Source organism: Streptosporangium sp. 'caverna' (genome assembly GCF_003203775.1).
GTDB lineage: Bacteria > Actinomycetota > Actinomycetes > Streptosporangiales > Streptosporangiaceae > Streptosporangium > Streptosporangium subroseum.
On sequence record NZ_CP029711.1, the window covers coordinates 2,629,393 to 2,648,711 of the forward strand.

The 19,319-nt window shown below is 69.1% G+C and carries 16 protein-coding genes and 1 pseudogene; 10 read left to right on the forward strand and 7 right to left on the reverse strand.

The window, feature by feature from the left end:
- Window positions 1-274: 274 nt before the first annotated feature.
- From sucB to DKM19_RS11595, 3 genes are all read right to left on the reverse strand, one after another.
- Window positions 275-1,750 (reverse strand): 2-oxoglutarate dehydrogenase, E2 component, dihydrolipoamide succinyltransferase, encoded by a 1,476-nt coding sequence (sucB, locus tag DKM19_RS11585; protein WP_110695705.1) that lies wholly within the window; start codon window positions 1,748-1,750, stop codon window positions 275-277.
- A gap of 35 nt (window positions 1,751-1,785) precedes the next feature.
- Window positions 1,786-3,162 (reverse strand): dihydrolipoyl dehydrogenase, encoded by a 1,377-nt coding sequence (lpdA, locus tag DKM19_RS11590; protein WP_110695706.1) that lies wholly within the window; start codon window positions 3,160-3,162, stop codon window positions 1,786-1,788.
- Between the two features lie 209 nt (window positions 3,163-3,371).
- Window positions 3,372-4,859: a leucyl aminopeptidase gene (locus DKM19_RS11595; RefSeq protein ID WP_110695707.1), complete on the reverse strand. Its 1,488-nt coding sequence runs from the start codon at window positions 4,857-4,859 to the stop codon at window positions 3,372-3,374.
- 126 nt (window positions 4,860-4,985) lie between these two features.
- On the opposite strand from DKM19_RS11595, the gene DKM19_RS11600 reads away from it, so the two are divergent.
- The 3 genes from DKM19_RS11600 (at window position 4,986) to DKM19_RS11610 (ending at window position 7,558) form a co-directional block, all read left to right on the forward strand.
- Window positions 4,986-5,333, forward strand: a complete 348-nt coding sequence (locus DKM19_RS11600; RefSeq protein WP_179281812.1) for a GntR family transcriptional regulator — start codon at window positions 4,986-4,988, stop codon at window positions 5,331-5,333.
- Window positions 5,334-5,371: 38 nt separating this feature from the next.
- A complete protein-coding gene (locus tag DKM19_RS11605; RefSeq protein WP_162641438.1) occupies window positions 5,372-6,367 on the forward strand; it encodes a DUF1648 domain-containing protein in 996 nt (331 codons plus the stop codon).
- Window positions 6,368-6,634: 267 nt separating this feature from the next.
- Window positions 6,635-7,558, forward strand: a complete 924-nt coding sequence (locus DKM19_RS11610) for a CPBP family intramembrane glutamic endopeptidase (RefSeq protein ID WP_110705653.1) — start codon at window positions 6,635-6,637, stop codon at window positions 7,556-7,558.
- Between the two features lie 383 nt (window positions 7,559-7,941).
- Here DKM19_RS11610 and DKM19_RS11615 read toward each other — a convergent pair whose 3' ends face one another.
- Complete coding sequence (locus DKM19_RS11615) at window positions 7,942-8,892, reverse strand: adenosylcobinamide-GDP ribazoletransferase (RefSeq protein ID WP_239514199.1); 951 nt, start codon at window positions 8,890-8,892, stop codon at window positions 7,942-7,944.
- 314 nt (window positions 8,893-9,206) lie between these two features.
- A pseudogene (locus DKM19_RS52920) lies at window positions 9,207-9,860 on the reverse strand (bifunctional adenosylcobinamide kinase/adenosylcobinamide-phosphate guanylyltransferase); the annotation flags it as partial.
- A gap of 916 nt (window positions 9,861-10,776) precedes the next feature.
- Between DKM19_RS52920 and DKM19_RS11625 the strand changes: the two are divergent.
- The gene (locus tag DKM19_RS11625) at window positions 10,777-10,983 is read left to right on the forward strand and encodes a hypothetical protein (protein ID WP_089205088.1); all 207 of its coding nucleotides are present in this window, start codon (window positions 10,777-10,779) and stop codon (window positions 10,981-10,983) included.
- Between the two features lie 65 nt (window positions 10,984-11,048).
- On the opposite strand, the gene DKM19_RS11630 is transcribed toward DKM19_RS11625, so the two are convergent.
- Window positions 11,049-12,047 carry an aldo/keto reductase family protein gene (locus tag DKM19_RS11630; protein WP_089205087.1) on the reverse strand — a complete coding sequence of 333 codons (999 nt, stop codon included), beginning with the start codon at window positions 12,045-12,047 and terminating at the stop codon, window positions 11,049-11,051.
- Window positions 12,048-12,103: 56 nt separating this feature from the next.
- Here DKM19_RS11630 and DKM19_RS11635 point away from each other — a divergent pair, with 56 nt between their 5' ends.
- The gene (locus DKM19_RS11635) at window positions 12,104-13,510 is read left to right on the forward strand and encodes an SMI1/KNR4 family protein (protein WP_110695710.1); all 1,407 of its coding nucleotides are present in this window, start codon (window positions 12,104-12,106) and stop codon (window positions 13,508-13,510) included.
- Window positions 13,511-13,745: 235 nt separating this feature from the next.
- On the opposite strand, the gene DKM19_RS11640 is transcribed toward DKM19_RS11635, so the two are convergent.
- Window positions 13,746-14,354: a DUF3043 domain-containing protein gene (locus tag DKM19_RS11640; protein WP_110695711.1), complete on the reverse strand. Its 609-nt coding sequence runs from the start codon at window positions 14,352-14,354 to the stop codon at window positions 13,746-13,748.
- Between the two features lie 147 nt (window positions 14,355-14,501).
- Between DKM19_RS11640 and DKM19_RS11645 the strand changes: the two genes are divergently transcribed.
- The 5 genes from DKM19_RS11645 (at window position 14,502) to DKM19_RS11665 (ending at window position 19,319) form a co-directional block, all read left to right on the forward strand.
- Window positions 14,502-15,311 (forward strand): PspA/IM30 family protein, encoded by an 810-nt coding sequence (locus DKM19_RS11645; protein ID WP_110695712.1) that lies wholly within the window; start codon window positions 14,502-14,504, stop codon window positions 15,309-15,311.
- Complete coding sequence (locus DKM19_RS11650) at window positions 15,308-15,586, forward strand: hypothetical protein (protein ID WP_089205083.1); 279 nt, start codon at window positions 15,308-15,310, stop codon at window positions 15,584-15,586. Before DKM19_RS11645 ends, DKM19_RS11650 begins: the two co-directional genes overlap by 4 nt.
- Window positions 15,587-15,595: 9 nt before the next feature.
- Entirely contained in the window at window positions 15,596-16,504 is a 909-nt protein-coding gene (gene htpX, locus DKM19_RS11655; protein WP_110695713.1) for a zinc metalloprotease HtpX, read from the forward strand.
- Window positions 16,505-16,507: 3 nt separating this feature from the next.
- On the forward strand, window positions 16,508-17,077 hold the full coding sequence (locus DKM19_RS11660; RefSeq protein WP_110695714.1) for a hypothetical protein: 570 nt from the start codon (window positions 16,508-16,510) through the stop codon (window positions 17,075-17,077).
- Window positions 17,078-17,255: 178 nt separating this feature from the next.
- On the forward strand, window positions 17,256-19,319 hold the full coding sequence (locus tag DKM19_RS11665; protein WP_110695715.1) for a serine/threonine-protein kinase: 2,064 nt from the start codon (window positions 17,256-17,258) through the stop codon (window positions 19,317-19,319).

A 19,319-nucleotide genomic window follows, 5' to 3' on the forward strand; every position in this document is an offset into this window, starting at 1 on the left:
CCGGACGCACCGGATTCGCAGCGCACCGGAATCCGCCGTGGAATCTCGTGGGCCCTCACGAAAACGCGGAGGGAGGACGGAACCCTCGGAAGCCCGGGATGTCCTCCGGATGGACGCCCGTTCCGGGCCGAGAATCGGGGCGGTCCCACTGAAGGTGATCTTCGAGATCGTGGAGAAGGCCTCAGGAGGCCTCGGGGAAGACTCGCGGGAGAACGGAACGGGCCGGCCCGCGAAAACGCGGACCGGCCCGGCGGAGAGAAGAGGGCTGAACGGACTAGCCGTTGAGACCCAGCTGGTTCTCGAAGTTGCCCTCCTCGAGGCGACGCTTGATCGTCGTCAGGAAGCGGGCGGCGTCGGCACCGTCGACCAGACGGTGGTCGTAGCTGAGCGCGAGGTAGACCATCGAGCGGATCGCGATGACCTCGCCCTCGGCGGTGTTGATGACAACCGGGCGCTTGACGACGACGCCGGTGCCCAGCATGCCGACCTGCGGCCTGTTGAGGATCGGCGTGTCGAACAGCGCGCCCCGGCTGCCGGTGTTGGTCAGCGTGAACGTGCCGCCGGTGATCTCGTCCGGGCTCACCTTGTTGGTGCGGGTGCGCTCGGCGAGGTCGGCGGTCTTGCGGGCGAGACCGGCGATGTTGAGGTCACCGGCGTCCTTGATCACCGCGACGAGCAGGCCGCGCTCGGTGTCGACGGCCATGCCCAGGTGCTCGGCGTCGAAGTACGTGACCTCGTTGGTCTCGTCGTTGATCGTGGCGTTCAGCTTCGGGTGCTGCTTGAGCGCCTCGACGGTCGCGAGCGAGAAGAACGGCAGGAACGAGAGCTTGACGCCCTCGCGCCGCTGGAACTCCGCCTTCGCCCGGTCGCGCAGCTGAGCGATCCTGGTGACGTCGACCTCGACCACGGTGGTCAGCTGTGCCGCGGTCTGCAGCGATTCGACCATGCGCTTGGCGATGGTCTGACGCAGGCGAGACATCTTCTCGGTACGGCCGCGCAGCGTGGTGTCCACCACGACCGGCTCGGGAGCCTGCGCGGCGGCCTGGGCCGGAGCCTGGGCGGCCGCCTGCGGGGCGGGGGCGGGAGCCTGCGCTGCGGCCCGCTCACGCTGGTTGCGGGCCGCCTCCAGGACGTCCTGCTTGCGGATCCGGCCGCCGACGCCGGTGCCGTTCAGCGAGTCCAGGTCGACGTCGTGCTCGCCGGCGAGCTTGCGCACCAGCGGGGTGACGTACGGGCTGTCGCCGGAGGACTGCGGGGCGGGCGCGGTGGTCGGCGTCGGCGAGATCGGGGACGGCGGAGGCTGGGTGGCCTGCGGAGCCGGGGCGGGGGCGGCCTGCGGGGCGGGGGCCGGGGCAGGAGTGGGCTCGGGGGCCGGGGCGGCGGCCTGGGGAGCGGGCTGGGGGATCGAGGAGATCGGCTGCTGCGCCTGCTGAGGGGCGGGCGCGGGCTCCGGCTCAGGCTCGGGCTCGGGGGCCTTCTCCTGGGCGGGGGCGGGGGCGGCGGCCGCGGAGCCGTTCTCGTCGATGATGGCGAGCTCGGCGCCGACCTCGACGGTCTCGTCCTCGGCTACGATGATCTTGGTGAGGATGCCCGCCGCCGGCGACGGGATCTCGGTGTCGACCTTGTCGGTGGAGACTTCGAGGAGCGGCTCGTCCGCCTCGACGCGCTCACCCTCCTTCTTCAGCCAACGGGTGACCGTGCCCTCCGTGACGCTCTCACCGAGCTGGGGCATCTGTACGGACTTCGGCATTGGTGTCTTCTCTCGCGTTCCAGGTGAGGGCGTAGTTAGTTGTGAACGTGCAGGGGCTTGCCGGCCATGGCCAGCATCGCCTCGCCAATGGCTTCCGACTGGGTCGGGTGCGCGTGGATAAGCTGCGCGACCTCGGCGGGGAGAGCCTCCCAGTTGTAGAGCAGCTGCCCTTCGGTCACGAGCTCGCCGATGCGACGGCCGACCATGTGCACGCCGAGCACCGGGCCGTCCTTCGCAGTGATGATCTTGACCGCGCCCTGCGTCTGCAGGATCTGGCTCTTGGGGTTGCCCGCGAGGTCGTAGGTGAACTCGACGATCTCGTGGCCGCGCTCCCTGGCCTGGACGGCGGTGATGCCCACCGAGGCGACCTCGGGGTCGGAGTAGGTGATCCGCGGCACACCGTCGTAGTCGATCGGGACCGGGTTGAGCCCGGCGATGTGCTCGGCCACCAGGATGCCCTCGGCGAAGCCCGCGTGAGCGAGCTGCAGGGTCGGGATCAGGTCGCCGACCGCGTAGACGCCCGGCACGCTGGTCTGGCAGAACTCGTTCACGGTGACGGTGCCGCGCTCGATCGCGACACCCGCCTCCTCGAGGCCCATGCCGGCGGAGACGGCGCCGCGGCCGACCGCGACGAGCAGCAGCTCGGCGTCGAGGGTCTTGCCGTTGGCGAGCGTGACGACCACGCCGTTGTCGGTGATCTTGACGCCCTCGAAGAACACGCCCAGCTCCTGCTTGATGCCGCGGCGGCGGAAGGCGCGCTCCAGAAGCTTGGAGCTCGACTCCTCCTCCAGCGGGAGCAGGTGCGGCAGGCCCTCGACGATCGTCACCTCGGCGCCGAACGAACGCCAGACGCTGGCGAACTCGACACCGATGACGCCGCCGCCCAGGACGACCACGGAGGCGGGCACGCGGTCCAGCTTGAGCGCGTGCTCGCTGGTGATGATCCGCTCGCCGTCGATCTCCAGACCGGGCAGGGACTTGGGCGCGGAGCCCGTCGCCAGCACGATGTTGCGGCCCTCGTAGACGGTGTCGCCCACGGCGACCCCGTTCGAGACGAGACGGCCCTCGCCCTCGATGATCGTGACGTTCTTGCTCTTGAGCAGACCCTGCACGCCCTTCCAGGCGCGAGTCACGATCTTGTCCTTGAACGCGTGGACCGCGGGCACGTCGATGCCCTCGAAACGGGCCTTGACGCCGTAGGTGGCGCTTTCCCGCGTCTCGTCGGCCACTTCCGCTGAGTGCAGAAGAGCCTTGGTGGGGATGCATCCCCGGTGCAGGCACGTGCCGCCGATCTTGTCCTTCTCGATCAGCGCGACCGTCTTGCCCAGCTCGGCCGCCCGCAGAGCGCAGGCATACCCACCGCTACCGCCACCCAGGACGACGATGTCGTAGGGGCCGCTGCCATCAGCCACAGGAAAAGCTCCTTGTCGGATCGGAATACCGTGTTCACGGTCGCGCCCGTCGCGGGCACTCGCCGGCTCCGCGGATCCCGACTCGGATCCGCACCGCCGCTCTTGTGCCCGGCTCGACGCTGTGCCGGTGCCCCGCCTCTGGCTTGACCCCGACAACCGCATCTTTTCATTTGTCTACGTCGCTTGTGACCCGCTTACGCGGGCCATGACTAGCCCGCGTAACGCTCGGCGAGACCGACGAGGGTCCGGGTGATCGCCCCGGTGCCGCCCTTCGGCGTGTAACCGTGGGCCTCACCCTTGTTGAAGGCGGGACCGGCCATGTCGATGTGTGCCCAACGGACGCCGTCCGGCACGAATTCCCGCAGGAAGATGCCCGCCGTCAGCATCCCGCCGAAGCGCTCGGGATGCAGGTTGGCGATGTCGGCGACCGGGGAGTCGAGGCCCTTGCGGAGCTCGTCGGGCAGAGGCATGGCCCACACGGCCTCACCCTGCTCGCCCGCGATCTCGACGATCTCCGCACGGAGATCGTCGTCGTTGGCCATGACGCCCGCCGTCCGCCAGCCCAGCGCGACGATCTGGGCTCCGGTGAGCGTGGCGACGTCCACGATCAGGTCGGGGTTGTCCTGGCCGGCGCGGGCGATGCCGTCGATCAGGACGAGGCGGCCCTCCGCGTCGGTGTCGAGCACCTCGACGGTCTTGCCCGAGAAGCTGGTGAACACGTCGGAGGGACGCTGGGCCGAGCCGCTCGGCATGTTCTCCGCCAGGCAGAGGTAGCCGATCACGTTGACCTTGAGACCCAGCCTGGCGATCGCGAGAAGTGCGCCGAAGATCGAGGCCGCACCTCCCATGTCCGCCTTCATCCAGTCCATCGCGGCCGACGGCTTGAGCGACAGGCCGCCCGAGTCGAAGGTGATGCCCTTGCCGACGAGTGCGATCGTCTTGGCGGCCTCGGGGTGGCCGTAGGCGAGGCGGACCAGGCGCGGCGGGCGGATCGAGCCCTGGCCGACGGCGACGATGCCGCCGTAGCCGGCCTCCTCGAGCTGCTTCTCGTCGAGAACCTCCACCGACAGCCCGGCCTTCGAGCCGGTCTCCTCGGCGATCTCGGCGAAGCGGGCCGGCCACAGGTCCGACGGCGGGGTGTTGACCAGGTCGCGGACCAGCGAGACCGAGTCGGCCAGGGCGGAGGCGCGCTCGATCGCGGGCCCGGCGTCCTCGGCGTCGCTCAGCACGGTCAGCTCGGTCACCGGGGCGGGTCGCTCGCCGGTGGTCCGGTATTTGACGAAGGAATAGGCGCCGAGCAGGCCGCCGACGGCGACGGCCCCCGCCTGCTCCGCATTCGCGGCGGGCAGGGCGAGCGCGACGCGGCCGGTGCCGGCCAGGGCGCGGATCGCGGTGCCGGCGGCGCGGCGGAGGACCTCGGCGTCGTAGTCGCCCTCGGGTGCGTCGCCGAGACCGACGACGACCAGCAGGGGAGCGGTCAACGCGCCGAAGGTCGGCACCTTGGCGACCTCGCCCGGCTTGCCCTTCATGCCCACGCTGTCGAGCGTCGCGGCCAGTCTGCCGCCCAGCGCCTCGTCGAGGCCGTCGGTCCCGGGGGCGGGGCGCAGACCGTCCGGGCCGGTATGGATGCCGACGACCAGGGCGTCGGTATCGAAAGAGACAGCGTTGTCAGTTGGGGTCAGCCGCACAGTGGTCACGTAGGCCGATGCTAGTCGCGCTTGGCGAATGCGCGTTAACGAGGGTTCGTCCTACGAATCGCCGCATCTGATGGTGCCATCCTGGGTAGCACCATTCAGGGAAATGATGCTAATGTCACTAGCACTATGTTGCTTACCCTGGATCTGAACGATCTCCGGCCCCTGCACGAGCAGGTCGCCGAGGCGATCCGACGAGCCGTCGCCGAGGGGTCATACGCACTCGGAGACCGGCTCCCGCCCGCCCGCGACCTGGCCGAGGCACTGGGCATCAACGCCAACACCGTCCTGCGCGCCCTGCGCGACCTGCGCGACGAGGGCGTGCTGGAGTTCCGCCGCGGACGCGGGGTGAGCGTGCTCAGCCGCCCCGACCCGCGCAGCGTGATCGAGGAGAAACTGCGGGCCCTGCTCTCCGAGGCGGGCCAGTACGGCTACCGCCACGACGACGTCATCGAGCTCATCAGGGAAATTTCATGACCGGGCCCCGCTCCCGGTCCTTCAAAGGAGAAACCGTCATGGGCCTGAGAGGCCGGTTCCTTTCCGTGGCAGTCGGCTGGTTCGCGCTGCTGACCGTCGTCATGGTCGCCGTTCCCCTGGCGCTGCGGGATCGGCTGCCCGAGCCGATGGCCTCCCACTGGGGTCCGTCGGGTGCTCCCGACGGGTCGATGTCCTTCGCCACCCTGCTCGCCCTGCAGCTGGGCATATGGGTGCTGATCGGCGGCGGGGCCTGCGCGGGCGCCCTCCGCGACTCCTGGATGCTCCGGCGTCGCGCGAGCCGTATGGGCCTCGGCGCCCTGCTGTGCGGCGGTGGCCTGTTCCTCGTGGGCCTGCAACTGGTCACGCTCTCCGCGAACCTCGACATTCCCACCTGGTCGGCGGCCGCCCCCCTGTCGTGGGACGCCCTGCTGGTGGTCGCCGTGATGCTGCTGGGCGGTTGGCTGGGAGCGCTCGCGGCTCGGCCCGGCCCCGACGAGTCCCCGCGATCGAGCGGCACCGCGACGGAGACGATTCCGCTCCGTCCCGGCCAGCGCACGGTCTGGGTCTCCTCTGTCCGCAACGGCTGGGTCTCCGGGATCGGCGGATCCCTTGTCGCCGCGGGGGCGGGCTTCGCAGCGGTCGCCCTGCTCAACGGGAACGACGCGCTGTGGCCTCACTCAGTGATCATGATCGTGACCGGCCTTCTGGCCCTGACCTTCAGCTCGGCGCGCGTGCAGATCACCGAAGACGGCCTGCGGATCTCCTACGGACCGCTGCGCCGGCCCCGCAAGCACATCCCGATCGAGCGGGTGCAGCGAGCCTGGTCGGAGGAGCGATCCCCCTGGGAGGTGGGCGGCTGGGGCATCCGGGGCATGCCCGGCGCCGCGACGGTCATGCTCCGAAGCGGGGAGTGCCTGGTCGTGGGCTACGTCTCCGGTGGCCGGTTCACCATTTCGATCGACGACGCCGAACACGGCGCCGCCCTCCTGAACACTCTCGTCGCCAGAACGCCCGCCGGCACCGGTTCGGGCTGACCTCCCGTGCCGATCGACCGGTTCCGATAGCCGTCCTTCAGGGCCGGCGGGACGGGAAGCGCCGCCTGCGCCCGCTGTCCAAGCCGCCCCGCTCCGGGGCCGCCCCTGCCTCGGCGGACCCCCGCGGGCCGACCCCAGGCCCCCCGGCCCTCAGACCTCAAACCCAGACCCCAGGCCCCAGACCCGACCCCCAAGGCTCCCTGAGGTCCTCCGAAGCCCACAAAACCCCCTGAAAGCCCCCCGAAGGCTCCTATGAAGGTGACCGTCATGCCTCGTCGTTCGACTGATCTCTGGCTGTTCCTGCTCCTCGCATTCGGCTTGTCCTGGCTGTTCGCCCTTCCCCTCTGGCTGACGGACGCACCCCTCGGTTCTCCGATGGTCACGGCGGTCGGCGTCGCGATGATGCTCACCCCGACGCTCGGTGTCCTCGCTGTCCGGTTGTACGGCCGACGGAAAGGACAACCCGGGACCACCTGGCGCGAATGGGCCGTACGGACCGGTCTGTCCCTGGGTGAGCGCCGAGGGCGCACGTTCGCGCTCATCGCGCTGGCCTGGTTCGGCATCCCGCTGCTGGTCGTCGTGGCGGCCGCGTTCAGCGCCGCCCTCGGGCTGCTCTCCGTGGACCTGGGCGGACTCAGCATGTTCCGCCAGAGTCTGGCCACCGTCACCCCGGGGCAGGCGCTTCCGCTGGAGCCCGAGGTGCTGTTCGCCGTGCAGATCGTCTCGATGGTCCTGATCGCCCCACTGATCAACTCGATTCCGGCCTTCGGGGAGGAGTGGGGCTGGCGAGGTTGGCTCCTGCCGCGGCTGATGCCGCTCGGCACCTGGAAGGCGCTGCTGGTGTCCGGAGTGATCTGGGGGGCCTGGCACGCCCCGCTCACCCTGCGTGGCTACAACTACCCCGAGCTGGGAGCGTGGGCCGCGCCCATGTTCGTCATCTTCTGCGTGGCCTTCGGGGTCGTGCTCGGCTGGCTTCGCCTCTACTCCGGCAGCCTCTGGCCGGCGGTGATCGGCCACGGTTCCCTGAACGCGTCGGGCGGTCTCGTCATGCTCATCGGCGACGCGGCGGATCCGCCCAACCTCGTCGTCGCCGGGATCACCGGGCTGGTCGGCTCCGCGCTCCTGGCTGTCGTCTCGGCCGTGCTGCTCAAGAGCCGGCCGATCCGGCACACCGACTCTGTCGCGGTCTGAGCCCGTTTCGCTGAGCGTCGGTCGGTCCGGCCGTCGGCCGCCTGCCCCGCTCCATGCCGCCACTGCGGTCCGAGGTCCGGTCGGCCCCTTCCCACCCATGTACGCGGTCGGGGCGACCGTGGGGCGATCCAAGTGTGAGCTGGCGAGTAGGGGGCGATCCGAGCGAGGCGGTGGGTGCGGGGCGATCTGAGTGAGCTGGTGGGTGCGGGTGACCCGAGCGAGGTGGTGGGTGCGGGGCGGCCCGAGTGAGCCGGTGAGTGGGGGTGGCTCGGGTGAGCTGGTGGATGCGGGGCGATCTGAATGAGCTGGTGAGTGGGGGTGGCTCGGGCGAGGTGGTGAGTGTGGCGAGTGGCCGGGGGCGGTCTCAGCGAGATCTGGGGTGGTCAGGCGACGATGACGCAGGCCACCAGGGCTGCGGCCGTGGCGGTCTCGACGAGAGCACCGAGCACGTCTCCCGTGACCCCGCCGAGCCGCCGCACGGCCCTTCGCCGAAGGACCCAGGCCGCCAGCAGTCCCACGAGGACGGCCACGGGGAAGCCCCAGAACGCCGGTATCCCACTCCCGAATGCCGGATCTCCCAGAAGAAGGCCGGGACCGTCAGATCCGCCCACTATGCCGGTCCCCTCGACGAGGCCGTACCCGCTGGGAGGCGAGAGGAAGACCTCAAACCGTGAGTCCGGCAGCCACGACGCGAAGGTGTCGCTGAACTGGAAGAAGGCCACGACCGCCGTTCCGGCGAGCACGAGGACGGTCATGACCAGTGCGACGCCTCGCCGCACGGTGCCCGCGACCATCGAGCCGAGCCCGCCCGGACGGGCCGAGGGGATGCCCACGAGGCAGGCCCAGGTGAGGGTAAGCCTTCCCGTCACGCAGGCTGTGACCAGCGCGATCGGGCCTACCCCCGCGGTGGTGGCCTCCGATAACGTCCCGACCTGGATCAGCAGGGTGAAGACCAGCGTCACGACGCCGAACGGGCCGATGTCGGACCGTTTCATGATGTCCAGTGCCCGCTCGGCGGGCTTGCCGCTGCCCAGCCCGTCCGCGAGGTCGGCCAGCCCGTCCAGGTGCAGTCCCCGGGTGAGCAGTGCCAGGGTCCCCACCGCCAGCACCGACGCCGGAAGCGGAGTGACTCCCAGCCACAGTGCCAGCGTGAGCACCACCCCGGCGACGGCACCGAGCAGCACCCCCACGATCGGTGCGACCGTCATCGCGATCCCACCGGCCCGGCGATCGACCACCCCCGGACGGACCGGGAAAACACTCAACGTGCCGACCGCGAGACGGATCCCGTCGGCGAACGTGGACGGACTCTCGGAAGGCGGCGTTTCAGACACGATCGGTGATCGTAGCCCGGAGGTCATCCCTCACGGCGAGCGTGGGTGCCCCGCCCCCGTTTCCCTCTCATCCTGCGCGGATGTTGTTGTAGGACGGGCCGTTCCGAGGTGGGCGGGCCGGAGGGTGGCGTGGGGTGGGCCGTTCCAAAGGGGCGGGCCGGAGGGTGGCGTGGGACGGGCTGTTCCGGGGTGGGTTGATCTGAGGGTGGCGTGGGACGGGCTGTTCCGGGGTGGGTTGATCTGAGGGTGGCGTGGGGTGGGTGGTTCCGGGGCGGGCCGGATGTTCTTGCGGGATGGGCGATCCCCGGGGACGGTCAGATGGGGAGGGGGAGAAGGCGGCCGGAGACGACCAGGGTGACGTCCTCGGATTCGAGGGCGAGACGCTGGTTCAGGCGTCCGAGGACATCGCGGAACATCCGGCCGCTGGAGGTGGCGGGCACCACACCGAGACCGACCTCGTCGGAGACCGCCACGACGCGGGCACGGGTCTGCCGCCAGGCTGCGACCAACTCGTCGCATCGGGCCGTGACCGCGTTCCTGGCACTCCCGCTGTTCCCGCCACCCTTGTTGGTTCCGCTGTTCCCGCCGTCATTGTCGGTCTCACTGCTCTCGTCGTTTCCGTCGTTCCCGCTGTTCTTGTCGTATGTGCTGTCCGTGCTGCCCTCGTCCGTCCAGGCGTCGCACTCGTCGAAGACCGCGGCGACCCACGTGCCGAGCCCGTCGATCAGCATCGGGGTTGTGGCGGTCCGCAGCAGGCCGGCCAGGTCGGTGGTCTCTGCCGTGTCCCAGTGGGCGGGCCTGCGGTCCCGGTGTGCGTCGATCCTGCGCCGCCACTCGGGGTCGTCGCCGCCGGAGGGACCGGTGGCGACGTAGAGGACCTCGGGCTCGGCAGCCAGCCGGAGCTCGGCCTCCGCGGACTTCCCCGACCGTGAGCCGCCCAGCAGCAGGGTCCTGCGGGGGAGCGGGGGCATGGGAGGCACGAGCTCCCGGGTGTCGATGATCGTTCCGTCCGGTACGGCACGCACCCCCCACAGCGCGGCTCGCCGGATCAGCTCGGTCTCCGTCGGCACCCGGTGATCGATGTCCACGGCCACGACATGTGTCCGCTCGCCGACCAGGCCTCTGCGCCGCAGGTCTCCCAGGCGCTCCGGCCGGTCCAGCACGTCCATCAGCACCAGATCAAGCGGTTCTTGGTCATGGGTCTTCCGGTCCGGCGTTTCTTGACCGTTCGCCTTGCGGTCCCGTGCCTCCGAGTCCAGTGCCTTCTGGCCATGGGTCTTCCGGTCCGGCGTTTCTTGACCGTGCGTCTTTTGGTCCAGAGGCTCCTGATCGGGCGCCTCCCGGTTCGGAGCCCTCTGGTCGTGCACTTTCTGAGTCGGCGCCCCCTGGCTCGGCGTCTTCTGCCGGTTGTCCGTCAGCGCGGGGCTTCGCGGCTCGGTCCGCTCGCCGTACCGGCCTGGGAGCGGGGCCGCGTAGAGGATCCGGTCACCGTCGGGTGTGGTGACGGTGAGGCCGTCGGCACCGGTTGTGGCCCGGTAGCCGGAGGGGAGCGGGCCGGTGAGGGGAAGCCGTACGGAGTCGGCCAGGACGATCGCGGTGGGGCGGCGATGGCCGTGGACCAGGCGGGCGCAGGAGGCGCACCCGCAGTCCGGGAGGGGCCAGCCGCCCGCTCCCGCCGTACCGGAGATCAGGACCTTCACCGAGCCCTCCCAAGGATGCCCCGGTCTTCAGATCGGGGCTGTTGACGGCCTCAGCGTACGGGCGCCCGATCTGACCGACGTGGGCGGCATGATTTTGGCTCCACGCTCGGAGCGTCTTGGAGAGGTAGGGTTCGTTGAGCCGTCGAGGGGGCACCAGCAAGACCCGTAAAAGGAGCGTAATGGCATGACTTGGCACTGGCGTTATGAAAACGCAAATGGTGGCGAGGTAACTGAGGGAGTTTTGCCGTCCGACATGTTCCCAAGTCAGGCCGATGCCGAGTCCTGGCTTGGCGAGAGCTGGCGTGAGCTGCTGGAATCCGGTGTTGAGAAGGTCACCTTGCTTGAAGGTGACCGGGTCGAATACGAGAAGATGTCACTGCGCTCCGAATGAACGAGAAAACCCCTTGAGTTTCCCCGTCAACGGGAAAACTCAAGGGGTTTTATTTATTGTGACGATTACGGGCGCTTCTCGGGGCTGACGGTCTTGGCGGGGTCCCGCTCGACGATCGAGCCAAGAACATCGTCGATCTTCTTCAGCACGTCGGTGTCCAGCTTCACGCCCGACGCCTTGACGTTGTCATGGACCTGCTCCGGCCTGGTCGCCCCGACGATGGCGGAGGCCACGTTCGGGTTCTGCAACACCCAGGCCACGGCGAGCTGGGCCATGCTCAGGCCGAGGTCGGCGGCGATCGGCTTCAACTCCTGGACGCGGGCGAGCACGTCGTCGTTCAACAGCCTGGCGATCATGTTGCTGCCGGACGGGTCGGTGGCCCGGGAGCCGGAGGGCGGCGGCTGGCCCGGCAGATACTTGCCGGTGAGCACACCCTGGGCGATCGGGGAGAAGACGATCTGGCTGACTCCCTCCTTTTCGCTCAGCGGCACGATCTCGGACTCAATGACCCGCCACAACATCGAGTACTGCGGCTGGTTGGAGACCAGACGGTCGAAGCCCATCTCATCGGCGATCTTCAGAGCCCGGGAGATCTGGTCGGCGTTCCACTCGCTGACGCCGACATAGAGGACCTTGCCCTGCCGTACGAGGTCGTCGAAGGTCTTGAGGGTCTCCTCCATCGGCGTCTCGTTGTCGAAGCGGTGAGCCTGGTACAGGTCGACGTAGTCGGTCTGCAGGCGCCGCAGCGAGCCGTGGATGGACTCGGTGATGTGCTTGCGGGAAAGTCCGCGGTCGTTGCGGCCCGTGCCGGTGGGCCAGTAGACCTTGGTGAGAATCTCCAGGGACTCACGGCGGACGCCCTTCAGCGCCCGGCCGAGCACTTCCTCCGCCCTGGTGCCCGCGTAGACATCGGCGGTGTCGAAGGTGGTGATTCCCTCGTCGAGGGCGGCCTGCACGCACTGCTTGGCGGCGTCCTCCTCGACCTGGGAACCGTGGGTGATCCAGTTGCCGTAGCTGATCTCGCTGACGATGAGACCGCTTCGGCCAAGGTGACGGAATTCCATGTGTTTGACCCTAGTGGTCATCATGAAACAAGCTCATTTCGGGATACTCTGCCCCGGTGCTGAAGTTGATCACCTCCCGATGGGTACGGTTCGCGCTCGCGGTCGTCGGGGTGGCGGCGATCGTCGCGACGGTCCTGCACCTGCGCCGGAGCCCAGTGCGGCAGGGCCCGGCGATTCCTGGAGGCGCGTCCGAGGGTCCTGGGGACAACGCGTCCGGGGACAAGGCGGGCGAGGCGGGGGAGGCCGGGAGCGCATCCGAGTCTCCATGGCCTCCGGTCCCGATCCTGGGCGTTCCCACCGACGGCGACCTTGCACGTTATACCGCCGGGCGGCTCACTCTGCAGGGGTTCTTCAGGGACCCTCTGCCGAGAGTGTCCCTGGGTGAGATCACCCGGAACCGTCCACTCCTCTGGGGTGTTGCCGGGCTCGCGCTGTGCCTCCTGGTCTTCGGCGCGCAGGTCCTCGAGAACACGGCCTTCTCGAAGGAGATGGAGACCGTCGAGGAGTCGGCGGCCTTCGTGGGGAGCACCGACTGGAGGTCGGGCGAGTCCGAAAACGACTTGTGTCCCGAAATGCCAGACAGCTTGGCAATCGGAAGGCCGGATGACCTGGTGGCCGAGGGGACGGTTGGCCTGGTACGCACGTTCGGCCAATGCCTGATCGATGTCGAGTCCGTCGGGGAAGGGTCGGACGGCCTGGTCACCACGCACGTCGGCCCGGCCGGCCCGGACAGCGTGTGGACGCTGGAGGAGATCCCCTCCGACAAAATGCCGGTCGGCGAGGAGCAGGCCCCGGTCCCGGTCCGCGATGAGCCGGTCCCGGCCCGTGAGCCGGTTGCGGACGCGGACTGCCGGCCGGAGGTCCGGGCGCCGAGGGTGCGAGCCGTCAGCCCAGGGGTGACCCGGGCGGTGAATCGGCAGTGGCGGCGGATCGAGACATGGCTGAAGGCCAACGCCCCCAAGACCCATCTCACGCTCGGCGGGCCCGGCAGGGCTCGGACGATCGCGGTCGCGGAGGCGCAGATGGGCCTGCGGTTCCCCGACGACCTTCGGGCCTCCCTGCTCCGCCACGACGGAGCCGTCTCCTCGAAGGACGCCTGGGCGTTCGGCTTCCTCGACAACGAAAGCCAGGGGGTTCGCGGTATCCGCGACACCTGGCGAGGGCTGTGCGAGGCCGAGGGGGAGGACGGGAGCGACGATCCGCGATCGGAATCGTGGGACGGGCGAATGATCCCGATCGGTGCCGACGGGAGCGGCAACCACCTGGTGATCGACTCGGTGGTGGGCGACGTGGGGGACACCGACAACGAGGGCACGATGAGCTTCACACCGGGGGAGATCCGGATCGGCTCGTACTACGAGCTGCTGAAGGCGACCGCGAACGCCCTGGAGACCGGCGGGTTCATCGGCTACTGGAAGCCTGGGGCGGTCGACGGCGAGCTGGAGTGGAACATCCCCGGCTAGCCATGATCGGCGGCAGCTCCGGCAGCGGCTCCGACATACGGTCGAATGGGATAAAAGCATCAAATACTGCATAAAACTCTTATTGCGACAAGTTCTGCTTACAGCTAATTGTTAGAAAACTCCCAGCTAACTGCCAGAAATCGCACCCGGGAATCTCGCGCGAACGGGTCCCGCACAGCAAAAACCCCGCCTCTCCACGGAGAGGCGGGGCCGGGAAAACCTGCTTGCCCGCGTCCTACTTCTTCGGCGGGACGGGCTTGCCGCCGGGCAGGAAGGCGGGGGGCGGGAAGCGCAGCTTGCGGATCTGCAGCGCGCGCATGGCGGCGTAGAAGCCGACACCCTTGAGGCTCTCGTCGGGGAACTTCTCGGCGACGAGTTTCTTGACCTTCCAGGACACCCAGACCGAGGTGAACAGCACGCCGACCATCATGACGGGCCAGCCGATCGTGATGACCGCGACGTAGACGGCCTCGCGGACACCCGCCGGGAAGGGAACCCAGGTCAGCAGGAGGATGACGAGGGAGAACGGCAGGAAGTACTGGCTGACGACGCGTCGTGAGTCGACCCAGTCACGGGCGAACTTGCGGGCGGGCCCCCGGTCGCGTGCGGGGAAATACTTCTCGTCGCCGCGCATCATGCCCTCGCGCGCCTTGACGCGGTCGCCGGCCTGGCGCGTGCGGAGCTGTTTGTAGGCCTCTTTGCGATTCTGGGGGGCGTTCACCGGCTGGCGGCGACGGCCTTCGGCGTCCCGGCGCTTGGGTGTGGGACGCCCCTTGCCCGCAGGCTTAGGATCGTTATCGGAGGCGGGGGAGTCGTCCGCGGTGGTCTGGGTACGTCGGAACACATCGTCAGCCTACCGGGACTGCAACTTAGTGACGCCCCCGCGCGTTATGCGTAGGGTGAACCCTATGGTGGTTCCGGCGTTTTTACGGGGGGCTGGAATCGCTGGGGTGACCCGAAGCGCACTTGAAGAAGGGGACGGCCGACGCGCATGAGCGTGATGAAGAGACTTTCGTTGATCTTCAGGTCCAAGGCGAACAACGCGTTGGACAAGATGGAGGATCCGCGCGAAACCCTGGATTACTCCTATCAGCGCCAGTTGGAGTTGTTGCAGAAGGTGCGCCGGGGCGTGGCCGACGTCGCCACCTCGCGGAAGCGGGTGGAGTTGCAGATCAATCAGATCGAGGCCCAGTCGCGCAAGCTTGAGGAGCAGGGCCGCAAGGCGCTCGGCGTCGGTCGTGAGGACCTCGCTCGCGAGGCGCTTACCCGCAGGGGAGGCCTGCAGACCCAGATCGCCGACCTCCGCGTGCAGCACGACAACCTGCAGGCCGAGGAGGAGAAGCTCACCACCGCCTCGCAGCGCCTGCAGGCCAAGGTCGACTCCTTCCGCACGAGGAAAGAGACGATCAAGGCGACCTATACCGCGGCCGAGGCGCAGACGCGGATCAACGAGGCCTTCTCCGGCATCTCCGAGGAGATGGGCGACGTCGGTCTGGCGATCCAGCGAGCCGAGGACAAGACGGCCTCCATGCAGGCCCGCGCGGGCGCCATCGACGAACTGCTGGCCAGCGGTGCGCTCGACGACTACAGCGGACAGCGCGGCGACGACATCCAGGCCGAGCTCGACCGCATGGGCGGCGGTCAGGACGTGGAGCTGGAGATCGCGCGGATGAAGGCCGAGCTCGGCCAGGGCTCCGCGCCCAAGAGTGCGATCGAGCCGGGTCCGCCCCAGCAGCAGCCGAATCAGCAGCCGCAGTCGAACCAGACGCAGCAGCTGCGCCAGCCGGGGGAGGGGCTGTGATCGTTCGCATCATGGGAGAAGGGCAGATCGAGATCGGGCCTGACGATCTCGAGGTCCTCAACGCTCTGGACAGTGGGCTGGAAGCCGCGATCGAGGCCGGGGACGAGGAGACGTTCCGGGTCCAGCTGCACGCCCTTCTGGACAAGGTCCGCCACGTCGGCAAGGCGCTTCCGGACGACAGCCTGGAGTCCTCGGAGCTGATTTTGCCTCCGTCTGACGCTTCCATGGACGAAGTGCGGGAGATGCTCGGCAACGAGGGTCTGATTCCCGGCTAGCTTGGACATATGGCACAAACCCGGTTTGCCCCGGACCGGGGCCTGACCAGTCGCATGGTTCTGACCATGTTCCTGCTCGGACTGCTCTATGTCGTCTTCGTGGGCGTGCTGATCGCGCTGGGGATGCGGTCGATCACGGTGCTGCTCATAGCGGGCGGCATCCTGCTGGTCCAGTACTTCATGTCCGACCGCATCGCGCTGTTCGCGATGCGCGGACGTGTGGTCTCACCGCAGGAGGCCCCTGAGCTGCACGGCATGATCGATCGGCTCTGCGCCATCGCCGACATGCCGAAGCCGCGGGTGGCGATCGCCGACTCGGATGTTCCGAATGCTTTCGCCACCGGCCGCAACCAGAAGAACTCGGTGGTCTGCGTGACCACCGGGCTGCTGCGCCGCCTTGACGGGCCCGAGCTCGAAGGCGTGCTCGCCCATGAGATGTCCCATGTGGCCCACCGCGACGTCGCGGTGATGACGATCGCGTCCTTCCTCGGCATGGTCGCCGGGCTCATGACCAGGATCGCGCTCTACAGCGGCCTGGGCGGGCGCAGCCGCGACGACAGGAGCGGCGGCCTCCCGATCGGTTTGATCATCCTGCTGGTCTCGGTCCTGGTGTACGCGGTCAGTTTCCTGCTCACCCGAGCTCTGTCGCGCTACCGCGAGCTGGCCGCCGACCGCGCCGGAGCGCTGCTCACCCAGCGGCCCTCGGCCCTGGCCAGCGCGCTGGTCAAGATCAGCGGCGAGATGGCCCGCATCCCGACGAGGGATCTGCGCGAGGCCGAGCCGTTCAACGCCTTCTTCTTCGTCCCCGCCCTATCCGGAAAAGCCAGTCTGGCCGCGATTCTGGCGACCCATCCGCCGCTGGAGCGGCGCCTGGAGCAGCTCGCCAAGATCTCCGCTCAACTCGGACGGGGAGTGTGATCCGTGAGCTGGTGGGATGTGCTGCTGGGCCGTACCGAACCGGCGAAGGCAGACCTGGACGCGCTGTTCGCGCTGCCGTCGGCGTCGGTGACCCTGCAGGCCGCGACCGGCTTCGCACCCACCGGGTCGGGAGCGGTCTGCTTCCGTTCGGCCGAGGGCGGAGCCTTCGCCACGCTGCAGCGTGACATCGCCGAGTTGCTGGACTCCGGGGGCGGGCCGCCGGTGGAGATCTCCCAGGACTCCTACGGATACACGTGGCTGCTGGTGCGCCGCGCGCCCGACCAGTTCGGCGACCTGGTCACCGACCTGCACGCCGTCAACTCCTCCCTGGAGGCGGCGGACTTCGGCCCCTCGCTGCTCTGCTCGCTGGTCTCCTTCACCGACCCGAACGGCCGCAGGCTCGCCCTGGTCTACCTCTACAAGCAGGGCACCTTCTATCCGTTCGCGCCGCTGTCCGGCCAGCGCAGGGACAACACGCTGGAGCTCGAGATACGGGGTGCGCTCGCCGGGGAGCTTCCGATCGAGCCCGACCTCGGCCGCTGGTTCCCGCTCTGGGGTGCTCCGGGCCTGTAGAGGTTCCGGCGCAGCGCCGCGGACCGGTTCCCCACGCTGCTCGCCGGCCGGTGAGCCTGGTGGACGCCGCTTTCCTCCCGATCCGGTCAGCTGGCCGGCGCATGGGTTTTTAGTGCATAGATCGTGATTTTCTGCCTTCACAATGAGGTGCTAAAAGCCCTCAAGGGAAGGTGTGGCCATGCCGGACCTCGTGCCCTTGCGGACCGGGGATCCCCAGTGGATACGGGAGTATCGGCTCACCGGGCGGCTCGGCGAGGGCGGCCAGGGAACGGTCTATCTGGGTGTGTCACCCACGGGCGCCCGCGTCGCGGTCAAACTGCTCCGCCCCGGCCGTGCCCAGGACGGAGAGGCGACGGAGCGTTTCGTCCGCGAGGTCGGCATGGCCCAGCGGGTCGCACCCTTCTGCACCGCCGCGGTAATCGGCACCGGGGCCGCCCGGGGACGGCCGTACATCGTCAGTGAATACATCGAAGGCCCGACGCTGGAAGCCGTCGTGACCTCCGAGGGGCCGCGCGAGGGATCGGCCCTGCACCGTCTGGCGGTCGGCACCGTCACCGCACTGGTCGCGATCCACCAGGCGGGGGTCGTGCACCGAGACTTCAAGCCGTCCAACGTGCTGCTCGGCCCCGACGGCCCCCGGGTGATCGACTTCGGCATCGCCAAGGCGCTCGACCGGACCTCCACGCTGACCGTGACGACGATCGGCACCCCGTCCTACATGACCCCCGAGCAGCTGGCGGGGGAGGACGCGGGGCCGTCGGCCGACATGTTCGCCTGGGGCGCCACGATGGTCTTCGCGGCCACCGGGCGGCCGCCGTTCGGCACCGACAGCCCGCCCGCGATCTTCAACCGGATCATCAACCTGGAGCCCGACCTGCGGGCGATCACCGATCCGGCCCTGCGGGACCTGATCGGGCAGTGCCTGGACAAGGACGAGGGCAGGCGCCCCACGGCGGGGGAGGCGCTGCTGCGACTGCTCGGCCACGCGGGCGGGGCGCCCGGTGCGGCGACGCCCGCCGCACCCCGCGGCATCCTCGCCGAGGGGTCGGCCGCCGCCTCGCCGGACCCGGCCCGGAGGCCCTCGCCGTACTCCGCGCGGGGAGAGGGGCCCGGTTCCGCGCGGGGAGAGGGGTCCGCCAAGGGCCGGGGCGGACTCCGGATCGCGGTCGGCGGAGGACTCGCGGTCGCACTCGTGGCGGCCGGGGGGATCACCCTGGCGCTGAGGGGCACGGCACCCGAGGTGATCGGCCCCACCCGGGCCGGCGACATGCGGGACGTGATCACCCCACCGTCTGCCGACCCGACCCCGACCCCGACCCCGGCCGTCTCCGGCCCGCCCCGCGCGAGCAGGACGATCAGGCTGCCCGACAGTTCGATCACGGTCTACGAGAGCGACGACGACCCGATCCAGCTGAGTTCCTACAGCCTGGAATGGGACAGACGCCTCTACGTGCGCGAGCCCGGAACCAGCCGGTTCACCAAGAACGACGACTATTTCCAGTACACGGTCAACGCCTCGGGCAGCCACGCGCTGGCCACCGGACGGAGCTACGACAAGAGCGGCTACGCCGTCGTCTCGGTCGTCGACCGGCGGTCCGGTACGGCGAGCCGGATCAGGATCGCCAGGGATCCGGTCTACCCGACCCTGCCGCAGTGGTCCCCGAACGGCGAACAGGGCCTGGTGACCCTCTACGAGGTCGTCGGGAAGGACCGGAAGAAGAGCAGGGAGTACGGTTACGCGATCATCGACATCGCCACGAAACAGGCCAGGGTCGTCCGCGTGAAGGAGAAGGACGCGGGCACGTGGAGCTACTTCTGGCGGGGGGACGGCCGCGCGGTCGGCACCTGGGCGCTCACCGGCGAGACCCAGCGCATCCGTTTCTATGACCTGCGGGGCACCGTGCTGCAGACTTTGCTCGACGTCGGCACGCCGATCACCGTGGAGGGCGACGACGTCTCTCCGTCGGGCTCGCTGCTCATGACGTACTGCAAGGGGACCGAACAGGAGATCTGCATCTGGTCCACAGCCGCCGACGGGGAGGCCAAGGCTCGGATCCCGTTCGAGACCAAGCGGCTCATCGGCTGGTACGACGACCGGCACCTCGCCGGCTGGCGGAAGAGGGGCACCGGTTACGAGGCCGTGGTGATCGACTTCCAGGGAAAGGTCGTGCGGGTGCTGGCCACCAGCGCCGAGCCGGCGGAGTACGACAGGCAGTTCATGCGCTACACACGAGGGAGCTGA